The organism is Bradyrhizobium sp. HKCCYLRH3073 (genome assembly GCF_051167995.1).
Classification (GTDB): Bacteria; Pseudomonadota; Alphaproteobacteria; order Rhizobiales; family Xanthobacteraceae; genus Bradyrhizobium.
In genome coordinates this window covers 475067-494981 of sequence record NZ_JBNPUD010000002.1, presented here as the reverse complement: position 1 = coordinate 494981, position 19915 = coordinate 475067, and the positions used below count along the sequence as shown (strand labels likewise).

Sequence of the window (19915 nt, the reverse complement as noted above, 5' to 3'; positions counted from 1 at the left end):
AGTTCTAAGTCGTGTTTGGTAAGCGTAGCGGATTGGACAACGATACCAGGGCCCTCAGGCCGGCCGCGCCGGCGCCCGAGCCGGCGCCGGCTGCGCCACGCGCGGCGGCTCCGGCCGTGCCGTCGCCACCTCTGGCTCCGACCCGGCAGGCTCCGCCGCCGCCGCCACCGGTTGTCGAGGCCCGGCGCTCGGACAGTTACTATCAGGTCAAGGCGACGATCTTCGGAGCGCTGATCGAAGCGATCGATCTCGCTCAGCTGGCCAAGCTCGACGGCGAATCCGCGCGCGAGGAAATCCGCGACATCGTCAACGAGATCATCGCGATCAAGAATATCGTGATGTCGATCGCCGAGCAGGAAGAGCTGCTCGACGATATCTGCAACGACGTGCTCGGCTATGGCCCGCTGGAGCCGCTGCTGTCGCGCGACGACATCGCCGACATCATGGTCAACGGTGCCGGCACGGTCTTCATCGAAGTCAACGGCAAGATCCAGCGCACGGGCATCCGGTTCCGCGACAACCAGCAGCTCCTGAACATCTGCCAGCGCATCGTCAGCCAGGTCGGCCGCCGCGTCGACGAATCCTCGCCGATCTGCGACGCGCGTCTCGCCGACGGCTCGCGCGTCAACGCCATCGTTCCGCCGCTGGCGATCGACGGCCCCGCGCTCACCATTCGTAAGTTCAAGAAGGACAAGCTGACCCTCGATCAGCTGGTCAAGTTCGGCGCGATTTCGCCGGAGGGCGCGGAGATCCTGCAGATCATCGGTCGCGTCCGCTGCAACGTGCTGATCTCCGGCGGTACCGGTTCGGGCAAGACCACGTTGTTGAACTGTCTGACCAACTACATCGATCACGACGAGCGCGTCATCACCTGCGAGGACGCCGCCGAACTCCAACTGCAGCAGCCGCACGTGGTTCGCCTCGAAACCCGCCCGCCCAACATCGAAGGCGAAGGCCAGGTGACCATGCGTGAGCTGGTGAGAAACTGCCTGCGTATGCGGCCCGAGCGCATCATCGTCGGCGAGGTCCGCGGCCCTGAAGCATTCGACCTGCTGCAGGCCATGAACACCGGTCACGACGGATCGATGGGCACGCTGCACGCCAACAACCCGCGCGAAGCGTTGTCCCGCTGCGAATCCATGATCACAATGGGCGGCTTCTCGCTGCCGTCGCGGACCATCCGTGAGATGATCTGCGCCTCGATCGACGTCATCGTCCAGGCGGCGCGCCTGCGCGACGGCTCCCGCCGCATCACGCACATCACCGAGGTGATGGGCATGGAAGGCGACACCATCATCACCCAGGACATCTTCCTCTACGACATGATCGGCGAGGACGCGAACGGCAAGATCATCGGGCGCCACCGCTCGACCGGAATCGGCCGGCCGCGGTTCTGGGAGCGCGCGCGCTACTACGGCGAAGAGAAGCGGCTTGCGGCTGCGCTCGACGCCGCCGAAGTCGCGAGCAAGGACTGAGGAGAGACCCCATGAAGCTGCAGGCTCTCGCCCTTGCCTTCCTCGCCGCCACCGCGATCGGCGGCATCGCCTGGGTGTTCCTCTACCCCCTGCTGTCTGGCGAGCGGAAGGCCGAGCAACGGCGTAGCACCGTCGCCAAGTCCGAGCCGGTGGTCCGCCAGGCCGAACGCAGTCAGCGCTCGCGCCGCGAGCAGGTCGAATCCTCGCTGAAGGACCTCGAAGCGAAGGCCCAGAAGCAGAGCAAAGTCCCGCTGAACATGCGGATTTCGCAGGCTGGGCTCGACTGGACCGTGCAGAAATTCTGGATCGTTTCCGGTGTCCTCGGCTTCGTCGTCTGCGCCGTTGCCTTCTTCGCCGGCGGCGGCCCGCTCGGCGCGCTCGGGCTTGGCTTCGCCGCCGGTCTCGGTCTGCCGCGCTGGATCCTCGGCTACCTCAAGAAGCGGCGCGAGAAGAAATTCCTGGCGGCATTGCCGGACGCCGTCGACGTGATCGTGCGCGGCATCAAGGCCGGCCTGCCGCTGTTCGAATCCATCAAGGTCGTCGCCGCCGACGCGCCGGAGCCTTTGCGCAGCGAGTTCCTCGGGATCATCGAGACCCAGGCGATCGGCATGCCGCTCGGCGAGGCTTGTGCGCGGCTCTATGAACGGATGCCGCTTCCCGAAGCCAACTTCTTCGGCATCGTCATCGCGATCCAGCAGAAGTCGGGCGGCAATCTCTCCGAGGCGCTCGGCAACCTCTCGAAGGTGCTGCGCGACCGCAAGAAGATGAGCGAGAAGATCCAGGCGATGTCGATGGAGGCCAAGGCGTCCGCGGGCATCATCGGATCGCTGCCGCCGATCGTGATGCTGCTGGTCTATCTGAGCACGCCCGAGTACATCTCGTTGCTCTGGACCCATCCGACCGGCCAGCTGATGCTGGTCGGCTGCGTGATCTGGATGTCGATGGGCATCCTGGTCATGAAGAAGATGATCAATTTCGATTTCTGAGGTGGACCATGGTCGACATTCTGGTCTCCAAGCTGCACGACCCGCACTTCATGACGATGTTCTTCGCCGCCATCGCGGCGACGGCCACCGTCTATACGCTGATCATGCCGCTGTTCGCAGGCGAGAACCTGAACAAGCGCATGAAGGCGGTCGCCAGCGAACGCGAGCGGATCAAGCAGCGCGAGCGCGAGCGGTTGAACGCCGGCGAGAAGGTCTCGCTGCGGCAGACGCCGAAGCAGCTCATCTCTCGCGTGGTGGAGGATTTCAACCTCACCAAATGGCTCGCCCAGGAGGCGGCCCGCGAGAAGCTCATCATGGCGGGCTACCGCGGCCAGGCGCCCTACATCACCTTCCTGTTCGCGCGCCTGGTGACGCCGCTGGTGCTGTTCGTCGGGTCCGTGCTGTACGTCTTCGTGATCGCGCATCTGCAGAAGTCGATGCCGGTCAAGATCGGCATCTGCGTCGGCATGGCCTATCTCGGCCTGCAGGCGCCGATGCTGTTCCTCAGCAATGCGATCTCCAAGCGCCAGCTGTCGATCAAGCGCGCGTTTCCCGACGCGCTCGACCTGCTGCTGATCTGCATCGAATCCGGCATGTCCATCGAAGCCGCCTTCCGCAGGGTTGCCATCGAAATCTCGAGCCAGTCGATCGCATTGTCGGAGGAGTTCACGCTGACCACCGCGGAGCTCTCCTATCTGCAGGACCGCAAGGTCGCCTATGAGAACCTCGCCCGCCGCACCGGCCTCGAGGGCGTGAAGTCGGTCTGCCTCGCGCTCCAGCAATCGGAGCGCTACGGCACCCCGCTCGGGCAATCGCTGCGCGTGATGGCGCAGGAAAATCGCGACATGCGCATGAACGAGGCCGAGAAGAAGGCCGCGGCGCTGCCGCCGAAGCTGACGGTGCCGATGATCCTGTTCTTCCTGCCGGTGCTGTTCGTGGTCATTCTGGGACCGACCGGCATCAAGGTCGCGGCCATGCAGTAGACGTAGACCGCTCGCGAGAAATTTCGCTTGCGGTCAGGGCTCTACCCTGGAAGCTAGGCGGAGCATGATCGAGGTCTCCGCCTGATGTCCGACAAGCTCCGCCGCGCCGACGGCGCCCGCGTCCTGGCCGATCTGAACGCACTGCGCGCCTTCGGCACCTACAAGACCGGCGTGCACCGGCCGACCTTCTCCGACGCCCATCGTCAATCGCTCGCTTGGCTCGCCGAGCGCCTGCCCGATGCGCAGCTGACGCCTGATATCGACGGCATCGGCAACGTGCTGGGCACCAGCGCCAAGCCCGGCCCCAAGCTGCTGGCCGGATCGCATCTGGAGAGCCAGAATCAGGCTGGCTGGCTCGACGGCCCGCTCGGCGTCGTCTACGCGCTGGAGGCGGCGCGCGTGCTCAATCCCGATCCGTCTATTGTCGGTGCGGTGGAGGTCGCCTCCTGGTGCGACGAGGAGGGCCATTTCGGCAGCATGCTCGGCAGCCGCTCCTATGTCGGCGACGTCAGCGAGGCCGAAATCGATGCTGCCCGTGACCGCAGCAGCCCGCGCACGCTGCGGGAGGCGCTTGCCGAGATGGGCCTTGCCGGACGGCCGCGCCTGCAGGCCGAGCCCGGCCGGCATATCGGCTATCTCGAAGCTCATATCGAGCAGGGCGACACGCTCGAGGCGGGCGAGCTCAGGATCGGCGTCGTCACCTCGATCGTCGGCATCTGGCAATACCGCATCACCTTCACCGGCGAGCAGAACCATGCCGGCACGACGCGGATGGCGGTGCGCAAGGATGCCGGGCTCGCGCTCGCCAAGTTCTGCGTCGCGATCGACGCGCGCTTTCCGGCCGCCTGCGGCCCGCGCACGGTGTGGACCACGGGACGCATCACGCTCGATCCGGGCGCACCGAGCATCATCCCCGGCCAGGCCGAGATGCTGTTCCAGATCCGCGACGACAATGCCGCCGTGGTCGACCGGCTCGAAGAGCTGCTGCGCGAGATGGCTGCGCAGGCTTCAGACGCAGGTCCCTGCCATGTCGCCGTCGAGCGCATCCGTACCGGCGCGCCAGCCATGATGGACGGCACGTTCCAGGATGCGGTCGAGGCCGCCAGCCGCGATCTCGCCGCCGGCAAGTCGCTGCGGATGCCGAGCGGCGCCGGACACGACGCGCAGGTGCTCGCGACCATCATGCCGGCCGGCATGCTGTTCGTGCCGTCGATCGGCGGCATCAGCCATCACTGGACCGAGAACACCGCCGATGCCGACATCGTCACCGGCGCCGACGCGTTCGTCGATACCTGCCGCCGCCTGCTGGCGGGCGCCACACGATAAGGCCCGCGATCAGCGAGGCACGTCGTCAGTCCGGCGGATTGAGCGCGGCCATCGGCGCCGCGTTGCGCGCCTTGCCCTTGCTTTGGCTCTGCCCCTGGATCATCTGCTTCAGGTAGGCGACGTTGGCGGCGGCCTCGTCCGGCGGCAGATCGGCCCGCGCGATCTGCTCGGCCTCCGCGAAGCGTCCCTGCAGGCCGACGACGAGCGCGAGGTTCTGACGCACCCGTGCGTCCGCCCGCTGCGAGCCGTAGGCCTGGCGCAGCACCTCCTCGGCCTTCGGCAGCTCCCGCGTCAGCATGTAGGACAGGCCGAGATTGGAGAGCACCGAGGGCTCGCCGGGCACGATCTTCAGCGCGCTGTCGTAATAGCGCCGCGCCTCCTCGTGGCGGCCCATCTGGTCCAGCGCGGTGCCCTGCACCGACAGCAGCTTCCAATCGGGATTGTCGGGCGAATGCGCGCGCGACAGCACGTCGAATGCGAGCTTGAAATTGCCGTTGTCGGCCAGCGCTCGGCCATAGGCCGCGAGCACGGTCTTGTTGCCGGCGTTGGCGAGCGTGGCCTGCTCCAGCACCGCAACCGCCTGCTCACGCTGGCCGTTGTTGCGCAGTGCCTGGCCATAGGCGACGGCAATGGCCGCATCCTTGGGATTGGCGCGGTAGCGCTCGCCATAGACCTCGACCGCGCGCTGCGGGGTCGCGGGCGGCGGCTCGGCGCGACTGCCTAGCGAGCCCGTGACGTCGGACATGGTCTGGCAGCCGCCGAGTCCCGCAGCGACGAGCGCGGCGAAGGCGACGGACGCGAGGAGCCGGGGAATGGAAGGCGGTTGACGCATGTCACTTGGACTCGACCGGGCGAATTGAACGCGCCAGCAATAAACTGTTAACGCTAACAGCCGGTTAATGGCGCGATCCCGGCGCAGCCGTCACATTTGCGTCGGCTTGCGGGCGAGGCGCCCGGCGCGATTGCGGCGGCCTTCAAACTCTGCGAAGTCTGGCTCAAGCGCGCCAGTTAGGGAACCATTAGGCATGCCGTCGATGTTCGAGACCGCCTCCACAACGTCCGCCATCCCGATCACCTTCGTGACGAAGGCGAGCTGGCCGGGGATCAAGGAGAGCCTGTCGGCTGAAGCGCGCAACTTCGCCGAGGCCAACGTCTACACCGCCAAGCCCGGCAGCTATCTGGCGCTGCCCGGCGCGGACGGGCGCATCGCTCAGGTGCTGTTCGGCATCGAGGACGACGACGCCAAGCACCGTGACCTGTTCCGGCCGGGCGCCCTGCCCGGCCTGCTGCCCGCCGGCACCTATCGCTTCGCCAATGCGCCGCATGATAGCAGGCTCGCTGCGCTGGCGTTTGCGCTCGGCAGCTACCGCTTCGGCCGCTACCGCAAGGCCGAGACGCCGGAGGTCCGCCTCGTTCCGCCGGACGGCGTCGACGCCGCCGAGCTGAGCCGCCTGGCCGACGCGGCGACATTGGCGCGCGACCTCGTCAACACGCCGTCGAACGACATGGGACCCGAGGAGCTCGAGGCCGCCGCGAGGCAGGTCGCCGACCGCTTCGGCGCACGCTTCACCAGCATCGTCGGAGACGATCTGCTGCAGCAGAACCATCCGCTGATCCACGCCGTCGGCCGCGCCTCGACGCGCGCGCCGCGGCTGATCGAGCTGGTTTGGGGCGACGCATCGCATCCCAAGGTCACGCTGGTCGGCAAGGGCGTCTGCTTCGACACCGGCGGGCTCGACCTGAAGCCGTCGAGCAGCATGCTGCTGATGAAGAAGGACATGGGCGGCGCCGCCAATGTGCTGGCGCTGGCGCAGATGGTGATGGACGCCGGGCTCAAGCTGCATCTGCGCGTGCTGATTCCGGCGGTCGAGAACGCGGTCGCCGGCAACGCCTTCCGTCCGATGGACGTGTTTCCGTCGCGCAAGGGCATCACGGTCGAGATCGGCAACACCGATGCCGAGGGCCGGCTGATCCTCGCCGATGCGCTGGCGCTGGCCGACGAGGACAAGCCGGACCTGCTGATCGACATGGGCACGCTGACCGGCGCGGCGCGCGTCGCGCTCGGTCCCGAGCTGCCGCCGTTCTACACCCAGGACGAGGCGCTCGCCGCCGATGTCGCGCGCTGCGCTGCCGCCGAGAACGATCCGCTGTGGCGGATGCCGCTGTGGGCGCCGTATGACTCGTGGCTCGACTCCAAGGTCGCGACCATCAACAACGCGCCATCGGGCGGCTTCGCCGGCTCGATCACCTGCGCGCTGTTCCTGCAACGCTTCGTCGAGCACGCCAGGAGCTGGCTGCATCTCGACATCTTCGCCTGGACGCCGTCGGCCAAGCCCGGCCGCCCCGAGGGCGGCGAGTGCCAGGCCGCGCGCGCGCTCTACAAGCTCTTGAGCGAGCGCTATGGCTGATCCGAGGCTCACGCCGGCGCGCGGCGATATCGCGGCCAGGCATCTCCAGGGACAGGTGACGGCTGCGCGCTTCGTCGACGGCGAGACCCTCGTCGTCGTCGATCCGATCGCGCCACTGCGGCTGCAGCCGCATTCCGGCGCCGAGCAGGCGACGCAGGCGCTGAAGGGCGAGCGCGTCACGATCTACGATCGTGATGGCGAGGGATGGGCGTGGGGCCAGCTCGCAAGCGACGGCTATGTCGGCTGGCTGCCGGAGGCGTCGCTCGCGGCCCCCTCGGCCGCGCCGACGCGCCGGATCAGCGCGCTCCGCAGCTTCGCCTTCCCCGGGCCATCCATCAAACTGCCGCCGGTCGAGACGCTGCTGATGGGATCGACCATCGCGGTGGTCCGCGACGAGGCGAGCTTCGTCGTGACGGCCGAGGGCTGGTTCATCCCGAAGCAGCACGTCGCCGGTCTCGACCATGTCGAGCCGGACTACGTCGCCATCGCCGAGCGCTTCGTCGGCACGCCCTACCTCTGGGGCGGCAAGAGCAGCCTCGGCATCGACTGCTCCGGGCTGGTGCAGGTGTCCTTGAATGCTGCCGGCGTGGCATGCCCGCGAGACAGCGACATGCAGCTGGCGGCGCTCGGACGCGTGCTCGCTGACGATGAGAAGCCGGCTCGCGGCGATCTCATCTTCTGGAAAGGCCACGTCGCGATCATCAGCGATGCCGACACGATCGTGCACGCCAACGCGTTCCACATGGCCACGCAGATCGAGCCGATCGGCGAAGCGATTGCCCGCATCAAGGCGAGCGGCAGTGACGTGCTCGCGATCAAGCGGCTGAATTGATGACGGCGAAACGAGCTCATCACATCAATATGTCGCGATCGCGCAACGAGTCGCGATGCTAGTGACTGCGCCCTCTCCCCTTGTGGGAGAGGGCATGTAGGACAGAGCTGCAAGCGCGGTCGGGTGAGGGGTCTGTATCTACGAGTGAGATTGCGGAGAGATACCCCTCACCCGACCGAGTACGTAGATCCGCCGAACATGCCCTCTCCCACAAGGGGCGAGGGCGCAGTCATGAGCAGCGTGCCGAGAGCACCAGTATTGCTGCAACTGCGCGTGCAATGGCGCGTTGCCCGCCGATGCGAGCGTTGCGTCGGATTCACATCTCAAACAGCATGGCGACAAGCGTCAGCACTCTCGCGGCCTCACTGGCCCGAGCTCTGCGACATTCATCCGCCCTCGAAAAATGAGAGGGCGCAGGGAAGGCCGGGTGCCGAGCGCACCCGTGGTTGCGTGCAAGAAAGCACGCGGTAGTCACCACAGGTACGGGCCGAACATCCGGCCTCCCCTGCGCGATGGGCTGCGTCTTATACGTGCTCTCCCCAGGGACCGGCGTTCTTGCCCCTGTCGGCCACGGGCTCATCGACCCGCAACCTTGACGCCAGCATCGGGGCGCCAGGACCACACGACTTCGTCGCCCGCCTGATGCCGTTCGTCCGTGCGCACATGCACACGCAGCATCAAAGCGGCCATCGCATCCCGCACCCGACGCCTGTGACGACGCGTACGTCCCTCTCGTGGGGCAGGACGGGGCGGAGTATGCACGAATTCCGAAAATAAGAAACCGGAATATTTTAACCGCGAGGGCTGGACAGATATTTGCAGACGCTGCCCGTCGGGCAAATCAATTCGCAATCATGCGACACATGAAAGAGCTAAAGAGCAGGTTCTACCTTGCTGGTTTTTCCATCCGCGCTGCTCGGCTCGGCTTAAAAAACTCCCCTACCCGGTCGGCTGTTCCAAAGAATCCCAAATTCGCACTGAAGCAAGCTGCCGTCAGCCCCTCGTATTCCCGCAGGATAATTAGTACGATATACGTATTCGACATTCTGATTCCCGTTCTGCTCATTTGATGACCACCACCGCAACGGCGAGTACTGACGATGAATTCCATCATCCCCCTTGGAAAATTTGAGAATGTACCCGTTAGAGAGGCTTGGCCAGCTGAGGACGATAACTTCACGCCGTGGCTTGCACAGCCGGACGCCATTACGATCCTTGGCAAAGCCTTAAACCTCGAACTGGAGGTTGAGGCGGTTGAACACTGGGTTGGCGCCTTCAAGGCGGATATTCTTGCGCGCATCGCAGATGAGCAAGACGACCATCGCGTGATCATCGAGAACCAATTCGAGCGAACAGATCACAAGCATCTAGGACAAATCCTGACCTATCTTGCCGGCATTGAAGGAGCAAAGACCATAATTTGGATTGCCGAGGTGATTCAGCCCGATCATCGCGCTGCAATAGATTGGCTCAACACGAACACCGCCGAGGACTTTTCATTCTTTGCGGTCGAGGTTGAACTCTGGCGTATTGGCAATTCGCCGCCGGCTCCTCGCTTCAACGTAATCGCTAGTCCGAACGACTGGACTCGATCGGCGCGGACAGCAACCCGCCAAGTCGCAGGGGCCGTTCGAGCGCAGAGTGATGCTGTTCGTCTGGGCTACTGGTCTTCATTTTCTGAGTATCTCAAGAAAAATGGCTCGGCATTTCAGCTCAAACGCCCCAATAGTAGACACTATTACAATTTTCCAACCGGACGATCTGGAATCCCGATCACCGTCACGTTCAGTACCGACAAAGAGAGAATCGGGGTCGAGCTGTACGTCTACAACGACGTAGAGAAGGCCGTCTTTCGCACTTTGCTCGCGGACAAGCAGACAATTGACGCAGAATTTGGGGAACAGCTCGATTGGCAGGAGCTCCCCCAGAGAAAGGCCTCGCGCATCGCGCTATTTCGTTCGGACATCAATCCTACGGACGAGAAGCAATATCTAGAACTCCATGCTTGGATGCTCGACAAGATGAATCGGTTCTGGAGAGTCTTCGTCCCCCGCGTGAAGTCAATGCGGCCAAGCGGCGAGGCCGGCTCGGTCGGACAGGAAGCAGAGGACGATTAGCCGTCAGGCTTCGGTCTTCCCCGGTCAAATTTCCGTCCCCAGCACGGGCGCCAATGGGGGTGAGTAACGGGCCAAAGGGGACGCCACTGAGAACAGTACTCAAGGCTCTGCCCGGCTTCGCTGATCGGAATCCGATCGAGGACGGCCTACCCAGCTTCATCAGTAAGTCAGTAGGCGCTCAGTCTCAAAGCGCTGAACGAACCGACCGCGCTCCATCCCCTAGCTCGCTGCCGCCCCATTCCCCGCCGTCTCGTTCCTGAACGCGGCCGCGAACAGTGCGCGGGTGTAGTCGGTCTTCGGCGCCTTGAACAATTGCGCGGCCGGCCCCTCCTCCACCACCTTGCCATGGCGCATCACGATGAGATGGCTGGCGAGGGCGGCAACGACGCGGAGGTCGTGCGAGATGAACATGTAGGTCAGCTCGCGCTTGCGCTGCAGCTCGCGCAACAGCTCAACCATCTGCGACTGGAACAGCATGTCGAGCGCCGAGGTCGGCTCGTCCAGCACGACGAAGCTCGGCTCAAGCACGACGGCGCGCGCCACCGAGATGCGCTGGCGCTGGCCGCCGGAGAACTCGTGCGGATAGCGGAAGCGCGTCTCCGGATCGAGCCCGACATCGGTGAGCGCCTTGACGACCTTCGCCTCGGACTGCTCCTCCGACAGGTCAGGCTGATGCACGCTCAGGCCCTCGGCGATGATGTCGCCGACCGACATGCGCGGACTGAGCGCGCCGAACGGGTCCTGAAAGACGATCTGCATGTCGCGGCGGAACGGGCGCACCTGCTTGAAGGTCAGCCCCTGGATCTCGTTGCCAAGGAACACGATCGGACCGTCGGAGGAGATCAGCCGCAGCAGCGCCAGCCCCAGCGTGGTCTTGCCGGAGCCGGACTCGCCGACCACGCCGAGCGTCTCGCCCTTGCGCACGGCGATGCTGACGCCGTCGACCGCCTTGATGTGGCCGACGGTGGAGCGGAACAGGCCGCGCTTGATCGGAAACCAGACCTTGAGATCCTTGGCCTGCATCACCACCGGTGCGTCGGGCCGCGGCGGCGCGGGGTCCGGCTTCGGCTCGGCGGCGAGGAGCGCCCTGGTGTAGGGATGCGACGGCGCGGTGAACACCTGCTCGACCGGACCCTGCTCGACGATCTTGCCACCGTTCATGACGCAGACACGATCGGCGATGCGGCGGACGATGCCGAGGTCATGGGTGATGAACAGCAGGCTCATGCCGAGCCGGGCGCGGATGTCGGCGAGCAGCGCCAGGATCTGCGCCTGCACGGTGACGTCGAGCGCGGTGGTCGGCTCGTCGGCGATCAGCAGATCGGGCTCGTTGGCGAGCGCCATCGCGATCATCACGCGCTGGCGCTGGCCGCCGGAGAGCTGATGCGGATAGCTGCCGAGCCGCGTCTCCGGCTCGGGGATGCCGACTTGCGTCAGCAGTTCGAGCACGCGCGCCCGCGCCGCGCCGTTCGAGATCGGTCGGTGCAGATGCAGAATCTCGCTGATCTGCCGCTCGATCGTGTGCAGCGGATTGAGCGAGGTCATCGGCTCCTGGAAGATGATGGAGATGTCGCTGCCCCGGATGCCGCGCATCTCGCCTTCCGACAGCGGCAGCAGATCGCGGCCCTTGAAGCGGATGCTGCCCGACGGATGCGAGGCGACCGGATAGGGCAGCAGCTTCAGCACCGACAGCGCGCTGACCGACTTGCCCGAGCCGGACTCGCCGACCAGGGCGACGCACTCGCCGCGCTTGATGTCGAACGAGACGTGGTCGACGGCGGTCGACAGGCGGCCCTGCTGGTGGAAGGCCACCGAGAGATCGCTGACCGAAAGCAGCGGCTGGCTGATCGCATCCATGTCGGTCACCTGAACGTCTTGCGCGGATCGAACGCGTCGCGCACGGCCTCGCCGATGAAGATCAAGAGCGACAGCATGATCGCGACCGAGAAGAAGCCGGTGAGACCGAGCCACGGCGCCTGCACGTTGGACTTGGCCTGCGACAGCATCTCGCCCAGCGACGGCGATCCCGGCGGCAGGCCAAAGCCGAGGAAGTCGAGCGCGGTCAGGGTCATCACCGAGCTCGACACGATGAAGGGCAGGAAGGTCATGGTCGCGACCATCGCGTTCGGCAGGAGATGGCGGACCATGATGACGGCGTTGGAGACGCCGAGCGCGCGCGCCGCCTGGATGTACTCGAAATTGCGGCCGCGCAGGAATTCAGCGCGCACCAGGCCGACCAGCGAGACCCAAGAGAACAGCAGCATGATCCCGAGCAGCGTGAAGAAGCCGGGCACCAGCACCGCCGACAGGATCAGGAGCAGATAGAGATAGGGAATCGCGTTCCAGATCTCGATGAAGCGCTGGAACAACAGATCGACCCAGCCGCCGAAATAACCCTGCACGCCGCCGGCGGCGATGCCGATGATCGAGGAGAAGAACGTCAGCGACAGGCCGAACAAAACGGAGATGCGGAAGCCGTAGATCAGCCGTGCGACGACGTCGCGGCCCTGGTCGTCGGTGCCGAGCCAGTTGTATTCGAGATCCCGGCAGCTCTTCAGCCCCTTCTTCTCGACCACGGATTTGCACTGTGCCTCCGTCAGCATCCAGGTCGGCGGCGATGGCGCCGGCGTCGGCAGATCGAGATTGTGCGTGGCGTAGGAGTAGCGGACCAGCGGCCAGATCACCGTGCCGCCCTTGTCCGCAATCAGCTTCTGCAGATACGGATCACGATAGTCCGCGGCGGTCTCGAAGTCGCCACCGAATGCCGTTTCCGGATAGGTGACGAACGCCGGGAAGTACAGGTGGCCGTCGAACTTGATCAGGAACGGCCGATCATTGGCGATCAGCTCGGCGAACAGCGACACCACGAACAGGAACAGGAAGATCCACAGCGACCAGTAGCCGCGGCGGTTGGCCTTGAAGTTCTGCCAGCGGCGCTGATTGAGCGGCGACGGCCGGAAGCGGTGCCGCGTCGGCGGCACGGCCTCGCCGAGCGGGGCCTGCGCCTTGGTCTCGACCGGAGGGGTGGCTGTGATCGTCATCAGACCTCCCGCGCCTCGAAGTCGATCCGCGGATCGATCCACATGTAGGTCAGATCCGAGATCAGGTTGATCGCGAGGCCGAGCAGCGAAAAGATGAAGAGATTGCCGAACACAACGGGATAATCACGATTGAGAATGCTCTCGAACGAGAGCAGGCCGAGCCCATCCAGCGAGAAGATGGTCTCGATCAGCAGCGAGCCGGAGAAGAAGGCGTTGATGAAGGTGCCTGGAAAGCCGGCGATCACGATCAGCATGGCGTTGCGGAACACGTGGCCGTACAGAACCTGGTTCTCGCTGCAGCCCTTGGCGCGCGCGGTCATGACATATTGCTTGCGGATCTCGTCGAGGAACGAGTTCTTGGTCAGCAGCGTCATGGTCGCGAAGGCGCCGAGCGCCATCGATACCAGCGGCAAAGTGAGATGCCAGAAATAGTCGATGATCTTCCAGTACCACGGGAAGTCCGACCAGCCATCCGACGTCAGCCCGCGCAGCGGGAAGATGTTGAGAAACGAGCCGCCAGCGAACAGGATGATGAGCAGGATCGCGAACAGGAAGCCCGGAATGGCGTAGCCGATGATGATCACGGCCGAGGTCCAGACGTCGAAGCGCGAGCCGTCCTGCACCGCCTTGCGGATCCCCAGCGGGATCGAGATCAGGTAGGTCAGCAGGGTCATCCAGATGCCGAGCGACATCGACACCGGCAGCTTCTCCTTGATGAGCTGCAGCACGCTCGTGTCGCGGAAATAGCTCTTGCCGAAATCGAAGCGCGCGAAATTCCACACCATCAGCGCGAACCGCTCCGGCGCCGGCTTGTCGAAGCCGAACTGCTTTTCGAGCTGCTTGATGAAGGCGGGATCGAGCCCCTGCGCACCGCGATATTTCGAGTTCAGTTCGCCGCCGGATCCCACCTGTCCCGGCGGCCGCGCGCCGAAATCCGAACCACTGCCGCCCGAGATGCGCGAGGTGCCGCCGGTGTCGGCGCCGGTCAGTTGCGCGATGACGCGCTCGACCGGGCCGCCCGGCGCGAACTGCACCACGACGAAGGAGATGAAGAGGATCCCGAGCAGGGTCGGGAGCATCAGCAGGATGCGACGGGCGATATAGGCGGCCATGAACTACTTCGCCTGCTCCAGCTTTGCGGCTTTGGCGGCATCGTACCACCAGATGTCGGGGGCGCCGACGCCCGAGGCGTATTTCGGCGGCTTCGGCGGGTGGCTGAACTGATCCCAATAGGCGATCGGGTGGGTCTGGCGATACCATTGCGGTATCCAGTAGTGGCCGGCGCGGAACACGCGATCAAGCGCCCGGCAGGCCAAGGTCAGCTCGATGCGGGTCTCCGCCGAAATCGCCTTGTTGACCAGCGCGTCGATCGCGGGATTGCTGATGCCGCCGAGATTGTAGGAGCCCTTGGTCTTGGCCGCGTCCGAGGTGAAATACGGCCGCAGGCTGTCGCCGGGGGTCGGCGACATCGACAACCGCTGCACCGTGATGTCGAAATCGAAATCCTCGACGCGGGCGCGATACTGCACAGCGTCGACGATGCGCAGATCGGCGTCGATGCCGAGCGTCTGCAGGTTCTTGATCAGGGTGCCGTGATGCGGCTTGAACGAGACCTCGTCGATCAGGAACTCGATCGCGAACACCTCGCCATTCGGTAGCAGCCGCTTGCCGTCCTTCACCGGCAGGCCGGCCTGCTGCAGCAGTTGCGTGGCCTTGCGCAGCAGCGTGCGATCCTGCCCCGAGCCATCGGAGACGGGAGGGACAAAGGGCTCGCCAAAGACATCGTCGGGCACCTGGCCGCGGAACGGCTCCAGCAGCTTCAGCTCCTCCGGCGACGGCGGCCCGACCGCGACCATGTCGGAGTTCTGGAACGGCGACACGGTGCGCGCATAGGCGCCGTACATGATGGTCTTGTTGGTCCATTCGAAGTCGAACGCGTAGGTCAGCGCCTGGCGGACGCGCGGGTCCTTGAACTTGTCGCGGCGGGTGTTGATGAACCAGCCCTGTCCGCCGGACGGCGTCTCGTCCGGCAGCAGCTCGCGCTTGACGCGGCCGTCCTTGATCGCCGGGAAATCGTAGCGCGTCGCCCAGATGCGCGAGGTGAACTCCTCGCGGAACAGATAGCTCTTGGCGGTGAAGCCCTCGAAGGCGACGTCGCGGTCGCGATAGAACTCGTAGCGGACGATGTCGAAATTATACATGCCGCGGCTGACCGGCAGATCGGCGGCCCACCAGTCCTTGACGCGCTCGAACTCGACATAGCGGTTGATCTCGTATTTGCCGACCTTGTACGGGCCGGAGCCGAGCGGCACGTCGAGCGGGTTCTCGTCGAAGGCGCGGTTGGCGTACCAGGCCTTGGAGAAGATCGGCAGGGTCACGACATAGAGCGGCACGTCGCGCGCGCGCTTCTCGACGAAGCTCACCACGACGGTCGCATCGTCGAGCGCCTCGGCCTTGATGAAGTCGCGCAGCTGCACGACGATCAGCGGGTGGCCCTTTTCCTTCAAGGTGTTCAGCGAGAAGGCGACGTCATGTGCCGTGATCTTCGTGCCGTCGTGGAAGCACGCCTCGGGACGGAGCGTGAAACGATAGCTCAGCTTGTCCGCTGATATCGCGACGGACTTCGCGACCAGCCCATACACCGCGTCCGGCTCGTCGCTCGCGCGCACCATCAAGGTCGCGAACGTCATGTCCATGCCCTGGGCGCCCTCGCCCTTCAAAACGTAAGCGTTGAAGGAGTTGAACGTCTGATAGGACTGGTTATAGGCGCGCACCGACGGGATCAGCGAGAACAGCCCGCCCTTCGGCGCATCGGGATTGACGTAGTCGAACTGCCGGAAGTCGGCGGGATATTTCAAATCGCCGAACGCCGACATGCCGTGGGCCTCGGCGCCGAATTCCGCGGCCTTGGCCGGCGTGAGCAACGGCGCCGCGAGCGCGCCGAGCCCAAGCCCGAGCACGCCGCGCCGCGACAAATGAGAAAGCCGGCTCAAGAGCGCTTCACCTTGGCGGCCTTGTCGGCATCGTACCACCACAGATTCGGCCAGCCGGACCGCGCATATTTCGGGAATGGCGTGAAATGGCTGAAGCGGTCCCAGCGCGCGCTGCGCGAAAACGGATAGGTGAACTGCGGGACGACGTAGAAATTCCACAGCAGCACCCGATCCAGCGCATGCGTCGCGGCTTCCAGCGAGGCGCGATCCTTGGCGTAGATGATCTTCTCGATCAGCGCGTCGACGGCGGGATTCTTGATGCCAATCGTGTTCTTCGAGCCGGGCTCGTCGGCGGCCTTCGAGCCCCAGAAATCGCGCTGCTCGTTGCCGGGTGACAGCGACTGCCCCCAGACATCGATGATCATGTCGTAGTCGAAGGTGCGCACCCGGTTCTCATACTGGACGTTGTCGACCTGGCGGACCGTCACCGCGACGCCGAGGCGCTCCAGCGACGGCTTGTAGAACAGCACGATGCGCTCGGACGACGGGTCCTGGACCAGGAGCTCGACCGTGACCGGCTTGCCGGCGGGATCGACGAGCTTGCGGTCCTTGATCTCGAAGCCGGCGTCCTTCAGCAGCCTGGTGGCCTCTCGCAGATTGGCGCGAACGTTCTCGGGATTGCCGCCCACCGGGGCCTGGTAGACCGTGGTGAACACGTCCGGCGGCACCTTGTCGCACAGCTCCTCGAGGATCTGCAGCTCCTGGCCCTGCGGCAGCCCGGAACAGGCCAGATCGGTGCCTTCGAAATAGCTGTTGATCCGCTTGTACTGGCCGTAGAACAGCTGCTTGTTCATCTCCTCGAAATCGAAGGCGTAGTTGAAGGCACGCCGCAGCCGCGCGTCCTGGAATTGCGGACGCCGCAGGTTGAAGGCGAAGCCCTGCATGCGGCCGGAATCGCTGATCGGGAATTCGTCCTTGACCACACGCTTGTCATTGATGGCGGGGAAGTCGTAGGCCGTCGCCCATTGCTTGGCGGAATTCTCGTTGATCCAGTCGGCCTGGTCGGCCTTGAAGGCTTCGAGGGCAACGATGTTGTCGCGGAAATATTCGAACTGCAGCTCGTCGAAATTGTTCTGGCCGATCTGGACCGGCAGGCTGGCGCCCCAGTAGTCCTTGACGCGCTCCATCTTGATCGAGCGGCCGGGCACGAACTCCTTGACGCGATACGGGCTCGACCCGAGTGGCGGCTCCAGGGTCGTCGCGGTGACGTCGCGCTTGCGGCCCTGCGCGTCGGTGCCTTCCCACCAGTGCTTCGGCAGCACCAGCAGCTCGCCGACGATGTGCGGCAGCTCGCGATTGCCCGGGCCGTCGAAGGTGAACTTGACCTCGAGATCGCCGGTCTTCTCGGCCTTCACGACATGGCGATAATAGGACGAATAGTGCGGGCTGTTCTTCTTCAGGACGTCCAGCGAGAAGATGACGTCCTCGGGCGTCACCGGCTTGCCGTCGTTCCAGCGCGCTTCCTTGCGCAGGCGGTAGATGACCCAGGAGTAGTCGTCCGGATACGCCGCCGACTCGGCGAGCAGGCCGTATTCGGTCGAGACCTCGTCCTGCGACCGCGTCATCAGGGTCTCGTAGACCAGCCCCGCCGCGGCGGCGATGTTGCCCTTCACATACATCACGACGATGTTGAAATTATCGAAGGTGCCGAGCGAGATCATCCGCGCTGTGCCGCCCTTGGGCGCGTCGGGATTGACGTAGTCGAAGCGCTTGAAGTCGGCCGGGTACTTGATCTCGCCGAACAGCGACAGGCCGTGGCGCCAGACCAGTTGCTCGCCGGCCTGCGCCTGCGCGGCGTCGAGCGGGGCGAGGCTGGCGGCGGTTCCGAGCGCCGGGGTCATCGCAGCGAAGACGCTGCTCTGCAGGAGCTGTCGTCGGGTAATCGTCAAATGAGACTTCCTCTGAATAAGACCGCTTGAAGCAGGTGGTCGGCCGTGGCCGCTGCTGCTCAAAGATCCAACGTTCGATCGTAACCCAATTCGCAAGGGCAGGTTTCGCCGGCCTCAGCCAGGGTGCTCCAGCCCGTGAACCCGTTCCATTCAGGGGACCAATATACGGCAAGGTTTCGACCAATAACCTTGCTTTTTCCTCATGATACCGGGTTGTGAACGAGGTGGATGCGACCAAAGGTCCCAAATGCGGCGAAATTCGCCCCGCAAAGCAAAACGGCCGGGCTTGGGGCCCGGCCGTCGGAAATTGGGGATCAGCAGCCGATCACTTGGCTGCGGTCGGCAGCGGCGCCGGATTGTCCGACAGCGAGTTCAGATAGGCCAGCACGTCGGCGCGCTCCGAGTCCTTCTGGATGCCGGCAAACCCCATCGCGGTGCCCGGGATGTAACCCTTCGGATTGGCGATGAAGTGGTTGAGTTCCTCGATCGTCCAAGTGCCGCCCTTGGCCGCCATCGCTGCCGAGAATTTGAAGCCGCGGCCTTCGCCGACCTTGTCGCCGACGATGCCGTAGAGGTTCGGGCCGACGGCATTCTTGCCGCCCTTGTCGAAGGTGTGGCAGGCCGCGCACTTCTTGGCAGCGGCGGCGCCCTTCTCGACCGAGGCGGTCTGCAGCAGCTTCTCGATCGGCTCGGCCGCGGCCGGCGCAGCGGCTTCCTTGCCTGCGCCCTCGGCCTCCTTCACCGCGATCTCGAAACCCGGCTTCTCCGGCATTTTCGGCGCGAACAGCGCGCCGGCGGAAAAGCTCGTGACCAGCACGACCAGACAGGCGGCCAGGACGGCGCCGAGGATTTTGTTCAGTTCGAAGGAGTCCATTTTGGAATCAGGCTCCGAGGGCGGATTTCATTGCTTGGGGGCCGCGGGGCCGCGACCGTGAGTCGCCCCAGGATTCGAGAAAGGACTCGTGAAGGCATCGAGCGGAATCGAGCCGTCGCGCCTCCCCCTGCGGCAGAAGTGAGATATCGGTTTGCCCGTGCTCTGGCAACCCGTATAAGCGGGCCGCTTTCGCTGTCCCCATCAAGCCCGGCCGCGCTGTTGCGACCGGCTCCGACCTGCCGTTTTCCGGATGACCAAGTCCAAAATCCTCGTGCTGATCCCGGCCCGCATGGCCTCGACCCGCCTGCCCGGCAAGCCGCTGCTCGACATCGCCGGCCAGCCGATGATCGTGCAGGTGCTCCGGCGCGCGCAGGAGGCGGGAATCGGCCGGGTGGCCGTGGCAACGGACACGCCGGAGATTGCTGCGGCCGTCGCTGCCGCGGGCGGCGAAGTGGTCATGACCAGGCCGGATCATCCCTCGGGGTCAGACCGCATCTACGAGGCCATGTGCAAGCTCGACCCTGCCCGCGAGGCCGAGATCGTGGTCAACCTGCAGGGCGATTTCCCGACCATCGACCCGCAGAACATCAGCGACGTGCTGCCGCCGCTGGAGGATCCCGCGGTCGACATCGCGACCCTTGCCGCGCAGATCCATACCGAGGAGGAGAGCCTCAACCCGAACGTCGTCAAGGCGGTCGGCTCGCCTGTCGGTGGACGGCGCCTGCGCGCGCTGTATTTCACCCGGGCCACGGCGCCGCATGGCGACGGACCGAGGTACCATCACATCGGCCTCTACGCCTACCGCCGGGCGGCGCTGGAGCGCTTCGTCAGCCTGCCGCCATCGCCGCTGGAGCAGCAGGAGAAGCTGGAACAGCTGCGGGCGCTGGAGGACGGCATGCGCATCGACGTGATGGTGGTCGACGCCGTGCCGCGCGGCGTCGACACCGCGGCCGACCTCGAAACCGCACGCCGGCTGCTGTCCAAGGCTTAA

15 protein-coding genes are annotated in these 19915 nt (G+C 64.9%); 8 read left to right on the top strand and 7 right to left on the bottom strand.

Annotated features, from left to right (window positions below):
• The first annotated feature begins 11 nt into the window (after positions 1 to 11).
• The 4 genes from ACQR1X_RS06130 (at position 12) to ACQR1X_RS06115 (ending at position 4770) form a co-directional block, all read left to right on the top strand.
• Entirely contained in the window at positions 12 to 1475 is a 1464-nt protein-coding gene (locus ACQR1X_RS06130; RefSeq protein WP_316177231.1) for a CpaF family protein, read from the top strand.
• A gap of 11 nt (positions 1476 to 1486) precedes the next feature.
• The gene (locus tag ACQR1X_RS06125; protein ID WP_315804693.1) at positions 1487 to 2461 is read left to right on the top strand and encodes a type II secretion system F family protein; all 975 of its coding nucleotides are present in this window, start codon (positions 1487 to 1489) and stop codon (positions 2459 to 2461) included.
• Between the two features lie 8 nt (positions 2462 to 2469).
• Positions 2470 to 3444, top strand: a complete 975-nt coding sequence (locus tag ACQR1X_RS06120) for a type II secretion system F family protein (protein WP_315753445.1) — start codon at positions 2470 to 2472, stop codon at positions 3442 to 3444.
• Positions 3445 to 3528: 84 nt separating this feature from the next.
• Positions 3529 to 4770, top strand: a complete 1242-nt coding sequence (locus ACQR1X_RS06115; protein ID WP_434898512.1) for a Zn-dependent hydrolase — start codon at positions 3529 to 3531, stop codon at positions 4768 to 4770.
• A 25-nt stretch (positions 4771 to 4795) separates the two neighbouring features.
• On the opposite strand, the gene ACQR1X_RS06110 is transcribed toward ACQR1X_RS06115, so the two are convergent.
• Complete coding sequence (locus ACQR1X_RS06110; RefSeq protein ID WP_315804691.1) at positions 4796 to 5602, bottom strand: tetratricopeptide repeat protein; 807 nt, start codon at positions 5600 to 5602, stop codon at positions 4796 to 4798.
• 193 nt (positions 5603 to 5795) lie between these two features.
• On the opposite strand from ACQR1X_RS06110, the gene ACQR1X_RS06105 reads away from it, so the two are divergent.
• The 3 genes from ACQR1X_RS06105 to ACQR1X_RS06095 all read left to right on the top strand — a co-directional run bounded on the left by ACQR1X_RS06105 (position 5796) and on the right by ACQR1X_RS06095 (position 10127).
• Entirely contained in the window at positions 5796 to 7178 is a 1383-nt protein-coding gene (locus tag ACQR1X_RS06105; RefSeq protein WP_434898511.1) for a leucyl aminopeptidase family protein, read from the top strand.
• Positions 7171 to 8010 (top strand): NlpC/P60 family protein, encoded by an 840-nt coding sequence (locus tag ACQR1X_RS06100; RefSeq protein WP_434898510.1) that lies wholly within the window; start codon positions 7171 to 7173, stop codon positions 8008 to 8010. Before ACQR1X_RS06105 ends, ACQR1X_RS06100 begins: the two co-directional genes overlap by 8 nt.
• A 1100-nt stretch (positions 8011 to 9110) precedes the next feature.
• Positions 9111 to 10127 carry a DUF4268 domain-containing protein gene (locus ACQR1X_RS06095; protein ID WP_316238183.1) on the top strand — a complete coding sequence of 339 codons (1017 nt, stop codon included), beginning with the start codon at positions 9111 to 9113 and terminating at the stop codon, positions 10125 to 10127.
• Between the two features lie 219 nt (positions 10128 to 10346).
• Here the strand turns inward: ACQR1X_RS06095 and ACQR1X_RS06090 are convergent, their stop codons facing one another.
• The 6 genes from ACQR1X_RS06090 to ACQR1X_RS06065 form a co-directional block, all read right to left on the bottom strand.
• Positions 10347 to 11984 carry an ABC transporter ATP-binding protein gene (locus ACQR1X_RS06090; protein WP_315805768.1) on the bottom strand — a complete coding sequence of 546 codons (1638 nt, stop codon included), beginning with the start codon at positions 11982 to 11984 and terminating at the stop codon, positions 10347 to 10349.
• A 5-nt stretch (positions 11985 to 11989) separates the two neighbouring features.
• Positions 11990 to 13168: an ABC transporter permease gene (locus ACQR1X_RS06085; RefSeq protein ID WP_315805767.1), complete on the bottom strand. Its 1179-nt coding sequence runs from the start codon at positions 13166 to 13168 to the stop codon at positions 11990 to 11992.
• Positions 13168 to 14280, bottom strand: a complete 1113-nt coding sequence (locus ACQR1X_RS06080; protein ID WP_315805766.1) for a microcin C ABC transporter permease YejB — start codon at positions 14278 to 14280, stop codon at positions 13168 to 13170. Before ACQR1X_RS06080 ends, ACQR1X_RS06085 begins: the two co-directional genes overlap by 1 nt.
• Before the next feature lie 3 nt (positions 14281 to 14283).
• Positions 14284 to 16161, bottom strand: coding sequence for an extracellular solute-binding protein (locus ACQR1X_RS06075; RefSeq protein WP_434898509.1), 1878 nt, complete (start codon positions 16159 to 16161; stop codon positions 14284 to 14286).
• A complete protein-coding gene (locus tag ACQR1X_RS06070; RefSeq protein WP_434898604.1) occupies positions 16158 to 18002 on the bottom strand; it encodes an extracellular solute-binding protein in 1845 nt (614 codons plus the stop codon). Before ACQR1X_RS06070 ends, ACQR1X_RS06075 begins: the two co-directional genes overlap by 4 nt.
• A gap of 373 nt (positions 18003 to 18375) precedes the next feature.
• Positions 18376 to 18924 carry a c-type cytochrome gene (locus ACQR1X_RS06065; protein WP_316177215.1) on the bottom strand — a complete coding sequence of 183 codons (549 nt, stop codon included), beginning with the start codon at positions 18922 to 18924 and terminating at the stop codon, positions 18376 to 18378.
• Positions 18925 to 19174: 250 nt separating this feature from the next.
• Here ACQR1X_RS06065 and ACQR1X_RS06060 point away from each other — a divergent pair, with 250 nt between their 5' ends.
• The gene (locus ACQR1X_RS06060; protein ID WP_315805763.1) at positions 19175 to 19915 is read left to right on the top strand and encodes a 3-deoxy-manno-octulosonate cytidylyltransferase; all 741 of its coding nucleotides are present in this window, start codon (positions 19175 to 19177) and stop codon (positions 19913 to 19915) included.